A 5,377-nucleotide genomic window follows, 5' to 3' on the forward strand; every position below is an offset into this window, starting at 1 on the left:
AACTTATAAACCCAAGCATACCGCATTGATAAATAGTTTTTAACTCCAATCTATCAACAGGTTATAGAGATGCTCTAGATTTTACTTAAATTATGAGCAAAGTATGAGCGAAACAAAAAGCTACGCTTTTTGACAAAATGCAATAGACAAATAGAGCTATTTATATGACAAAACTCTCAGATCTGAGTACAACTCAATCAAGCAGCATGACTTTCAAGCTTCTTACCAGCCTGAATATCTTCGTCAAAGTTAACCGTTTTTATATTAGGTAACGCCGCAACTTTACGCATTATCCCAACACCCTCTGTATCAAAGTTTGCAATCATTTCTTCGCTAACTTTAATCGGCTCACCCACACACAGACCAATGTTTGCCGGTTTAAGGCGCCAACTATTGCCTATATCAGAGCCACCCACGAGACTAATAGGTAAAACCACATCATCAGGCCTAAAATAGGCTTGCACGAACCGAGGGCTGACATACTTCATTGTGACACTTCCGTCCTTGGCAACATATGAACGAGAGCCTTCAGGGAATATCAAAAACGGCTCATACATAATGGATTTGAATAACTCGTAATCCTCACGATCCAATTCATCCAAAGCACAAGTTTGCCTAACGTCTGCCAAGTATTGGGCCAGATCATGTTTTTCAACCCGCATGAGCTGAGCAGAGATCTGAGAAAACCGGGCGCGATCTGATCGAATAAACTTATTCATAAAGTCGCTATAACTCATTTGCTCGATTAGATGAAGCCCGGAATTTGGCATTTTGATCAGCAGCTGTGACCGTCTTGCTGTTTTGAGCAAAGCATCAGCTAAGCTCTTCTCTTTAACTTCCGTCGTTTTCTGTGATGGTAAAGTCAGGAACAAGTTTCCGACATTACTCGCACCGTTCTTTAGAACCATATTTGAAAACATTCTCGGACCAACGACTGTATTGCAATTTGCTGTGAGATTATCAAAACCAAGCCGCCTCAATATACTCCTTACCAGATACGGCCCAATATAACCTTCGTGATTACCAACAATAAAAACCCTTCGCCCTGACGCCTTAAGCACTGAAGCCTGATACAAGATTCGAACCACCTCTGACGAACCCACTACATGCTTGCTATCATGCTTCGTTGAAACCCGCTCTCCTTTACTCCCGACCAATATCAAGTCGGCAATATTTCGGTTTTCAAGAAAAACAAAGAACTTGTGCCACAGGGCAGTATCAGGTAGAACCGGTGATATTGAGCGACTAAAGGTGAAAGGCATTGCGAGTATGCGCTCAATGCGAGATTTACTAAATTCCTTAAAGAAAGAATGCTGTAGCAGCTGTAATTTGCGCTCGTTGAATTTACGGGCGATGTCGGGAAAGTGCTTCTTTATATCCAAGCCGTCACGCTTGGCACGCGCAACAACCTCGTCCATTAGCTGAACAGCACGAATATTATGAGGTGCCTTTTTCAAAGAGTACATCTTGGCGCGAAAGAAATCGACAATACCTCGCAGCTTCACGGCGTTAAAGATAGACAATAGCAAGCCCTTTACCGCTTCTGGAGCAGGAACCTTCAAAACCAACTTAACAATGGCATCTTTCAGGCGATCAACCAGTCCAGCCAGACTAGCAACAAAAGCCAGTAACAGGTTAGTCACCCTATATACAAAGTTGTTTTGATAAATTGAGGCCAAGGACTTTTCGAGACGCTCTTTGTTCTCGTGCATAAATTTCAGCACATCTCCTTGCGCAATTTTATCTTTTTCTTGCTGCCACCATTGTATTAGAGCGTGTACACGCTTTTGCTTTCGATTATTCGAATCAAGCGGATCATCCTGTAGATCTTTATCAGGCTGGCTCATAAATTCTTCTCTTACTCTAATAACTAACCAAGGAAACGCTTAGAGTAACAATATTAATCTGTGCTAGCCACTTACCGAAGCTAGTTCAACGCGCAGCTTATTGCCAAGCATAGTAATAGAGGTATACTCTCACCCTTTCAAAATTGAACATATATAAACCTCTGGGTACCTATATGCCACAAGCGCAAACAGTTGATACGCTAATCCATGCTCGTTATATCATCCCTGTTCGACCACGAAACACCTGTTATGAGCATTACAGCCTTGCCATTAGAGATGACGAAATCGTAGACATACTTGCAAGCGCTAAAGCCCAAACCAAATATCAAGCTAAAAACACATATGAACTGAACGAGCACGCCATAATGCCCGGGCTCGTTAACGCTCACGGCCATAGTGCAATGACGCTGTTTCGTGGTCTCGCTGACGACCTGCCGCTTATGGAATGGCTCAACGACCATATTTGGCCTGCCGAGGGAAAATGGGTATCTGAGGCTTTTGTCCGTGACGGAACCGAACTGGCGATAGCAGAAATGCTGAGAGGCGGAACCACCTGCTTTAGCGACATGTACTTCTTCCCTAACATATCCGCCCAAGTCGCCGAGCAGTACGGCATACGCGCCCATCTATGCTGCCCAATATTAGATTTCCCTACCGTTTGGGGCAGCGGACCTGAAGAATATATCGAAAAAGCCTTAAGCCTTGCCATAGATTACGCTGACAGTGATCTCGTCGAGATCGGCTTCGGACCTCACGCACCCTATACCGTTTCAGACTCGCCTTTGGAAAACATCAGAGATCTGGCAATTGAGCATGATATACCAGTTCAAATCCATCTTCATGAAACAGCATTTGAAGTAGAGGAAGCTGTAAAGCAAAACAATAAGCGCCCCATACAAAGGCTCGTCGACTTAGGGTTAATTTCAGATAAGTTCGCCCTGCAATGCGTACACATGACAGAACTAAACGAACAAGATATTGAATCCTTAGCCAGCAACAAAGTACATGTAATACACTGCCCCGAATCGAACCTTAAACTTGCAAGCGGCTTTTGCCCTAGCGCCCAGCTAATATCAGAAAGCGTTAATGTTGCCCTGGGTACCGATGGTGCGGCCAGTAACAATGACCTCGATATGTTTGGCGAAATGCGTACCGCCGCCCTGCTTGCAAAGGCAGTCGCAAAAGACGCAAGCGCGATCGATGCAGCCAGTGCAATCGAGATGGCAACCATCAATGGCGCTGCAGCCTTAGGCATCGAAGAAATTACTGGTTCACTAGAGATAGGCAAAGCAGCAGATTTGATTGCCATCAAAATGGATGCATTAAATAGCCAACCGAGCTTTGATCCAATCTCAGATATTGTATACTCAGTCGCGTCCAACCAAGTAAGCCATAACTGGGTAAACGGAAAACTCCTTCTTGAAGAAGGCGAACTAAAATATATGGACACGCAGGAAATTATTGTTAAAGCCAAGAGCTGGGCAGCTAAAATTCGCTCGTCGACAGAAAGCTGACAATAAACGCCTTCTAGAAATATTTATAACACACGAATAGAGAAACATGAGCCAAACAGCCGCAAAAAACGTCGATCCAAATGAAATCGCTAAATTCGAAGCACTGGCTAGTCGCTGGTGGGACAAATCAAGCGAGTTTAAGCCGCTTCACGACATCAACCCGCTTCGTCTTAACTATATTGATGAACGCGCTCACCTTCCCGGCAAAAAAGTTGTAGACGTCGGCTGTGGCGGTGGGATCCTCTCTGAAGGGCTATGTCAGCGCGGTGCCTACGTAACGGGTATTGATATGGGTGAAGCCCCACTTTCTGTAGCAAGGCTACACGGTCTTGAATCAGGTGTTGAAGTTGACTATCGACAAATCACCGTAGAGTCCCTTGCTGACGAAGAAGCAGGCACCTATGACGTCGTCACCTGCCTGGAAATGCTTGAACACGTACCAGACCCTTCTTCAGTTATAGCGGCTTGTGCAAAGCTTCTGAAACCTGGCGGCGACCTATTCTTATCAACAATCAATCGTAACCCTAAAGCTTTTATGTTTGCCATTGTTGGCGCCGAACACCTACTAAAGATGCTACCGAAAGGCACGCACGAGTATAAGAAATTTATCAAGCCATCTGAGCTAACAAGTTACATCCGCAAGGCAAAACTGGACTTTCAAGATATTACCGGCATGGTCTACAACCCATTAATAAAAGAATACAAATTAGCGCGAGACGTCGATGTCAATTACCTGGTACATGCCACCAAGCCAATCGATTAGCTTATACCCCCTCATAAACGACATTCATAATGACAATTAGCGCTCTACTATTTGACCTGGACGGAACACTCGTTGATACAGCCAATGATTTTGTTCAGGTTCTCAATGAACAACTGATAAGTCACGGACGAAACCAGCTTCCAGCCGACACGATTCGTAATACTGTGTCCGATGGCGCAAGGGCTTTGGTAAAAATCGGCTTTGGCGGCGAACCCGGCACCGAGCCCTTTGAATCACTTAGACAAGAGTTATTGGAACGCTATGAATCGCTAGTAGGAAAGCATGCCAAGCTCTTTGACGGCATGGAAGAGGTTCTCACTCTTTGTGAAGACAAAGACATTCCCTGGGGAATTATCACCAACAAACCTCGCCTCTACACCGATCTATTATTACAGCGTATGGACCTAGACAAACGAAGCCGTGTGACACTCTGCCCCGATGATGTCCGCAAATCCAAGCCTGACCCAGAATCCCTTCTTTTAGCAGCAAAGCAACTTGGCCTTGCGCCCGGTAATATCGTCTACGCTGGCGATCACGAAAGAGACATTCAAGCAGGTCAAGCTGCTGAAATGATTACAGTAAGTGCGCTATACGGCTATATTAAGTGTCACAAATCGGCCAAAAAATGGCCAGCCGATTACCAAATTCAACACCCATCTGAACTAATTTCACTTTTTCTTACATAAGCCACACAAAAACTGCAGTACTTTTCCTGAAATCATCTATGCTTAAAGCATATATCGCATTGTTTTTAGGAGAAAGCATGGCTGTCAACACAGCGCTGGTCGTCGATGATTCAAAATCCGCACGGATAATGCTCAGTCGACTTGTTCAAAAGAACGGCCTCGAAGTTAATATGGTGGAATCAGGCGAAGAAGCTTTAAGCTATTTAGAAAGCTCACCATTGCCCGATCTTATATTCATGGATCATATGATGCCCGGAATGGACGGCTTGGCTACCACTCGAGAGATCAGTCAAAACCCCAAAACAGCGCATATCCCTATCCTTATGTACACCTCTAAGGAAGGGCCAGAGTATGAAGCAGAAATGCTATCTTCCGGTGCCTACGCCATGCTAGGCAAGCCCGCAAAGCCAGATAGATTAGCTGAACTTATCGAAGAACTTAACAGTCGCCCTGCTCCTGATATTGCGGCCGATTCAGCCGAGCCAGAAGAACTCAGCGCAGTCACTCTCGATACAGGTGATCTACCTGAATTAAGTAGTACTGAAAGCGAACCATTAGAACAAGAAC

At 44.9% G+C, this 5,377-nt stretch carries 5 protein-coding genes; 4 read left to right on the forward strand and 1 reads right to left on the reverse strand.

All coding sequences use genetic code 11. From position 1 onward, the window contains the following. Positions 1 to 197 precede the first annotated feature (197 nt). Complete coding sequence (locus A3766_RS10360; protein WP_068508024.1) at positions 198 to 1,847, reverse strand: hypothetical protein; 1,650 nt, start codon at positions 1,845 to 1,847, stop codon at positions 198 to 200. Positions 1,848 to 2,020: 173 nt separating this feature from the next. Here A3766_RS10360 and A3766_RS10365 point away from each other — a divergent pair, with 173 nt between their 5' ends. The 4 genes from A3766_RS10365 to A3766_RS10380 form a co-directional block, all read left to right on the forward strand. Then, positions 2,021 to 3,361 (forward strand): TRZ/ATZ family hydrolase, encoded by a 1,341-nt coding sequence (locus A3766_RS10365; RefSeq protein WP_068553105.1) that lies wholly within the window; start codon positions 2,021 to 2,023, stop codon positions 3,359 to 3,361. Between the two features lie 46 nt (positions 3,362 to 3,407). Next, a complete protein-coding gene (ubiG, locus tag A3766_RS10370; RefSeq protein ID WP_068506969.1) occupies positions 3,408 to 4,124 on the forward strand; it encodes a bifunctional 2-polyprenyl-6-hydroxyphenol methylase/3-demethylubiquinol 3-O-methyltransferase UbiG in 717 nt (238 codons plus the stop codon). Positions 4,125 to 4,153: 29 nt separating this feature from the next. Continuing rightward, positions 4,154 to 4,810, forward strand: a complete 657-nt coding sequence (locus A3766_RS10375; protein ID WP_068509853.1) for an HAD family hydrolase — start codon at positions 4,154 to 4,156, stop codon at positions 4,808 to 4,810. A 77-nt stretch (positions 4,811 to 4,887) separates the two neighbouring features. Then, positions 4,888 to 5,377: response regulator (locus tag A3766_RS10380; protein WP_197479515.1), on the forward strand; the 490-nt coding region annotated here is incomplete at its 3' end.

This window comes from Oleiphilus sp. HI0132 (assembly GCF_001635845.1).

Coding starts and splice junctions, on each gene's coding strand:
- A3766_RS10360 (WP_068508024.1), bottom strand. CDS start 1,847: ATGAGCCAGCCTGATAAAGATCTACAGGATGATCCGCTTGATTCGAAT.
- A3766_RS10365 (WP_068553105.1), top strand. CDS start 2,021: ATGCCACAAGCGCAAACAGTTGATACGCTAATCCATGCTCGTTATATC.
- ubiG (WP_068506969.1), top strand. CDS start 3,408: ATGAGCCAAACAGCCGCAAAAAACGTCGATCCAAATGAAATCGCTAAA.
- A3766_RS10375 (WP_068509853.1), top strand. CDS start 4,154: ATGACAATTAGCGCTCTACTATTTGACCTGGACGGAACACTCGTTGAT.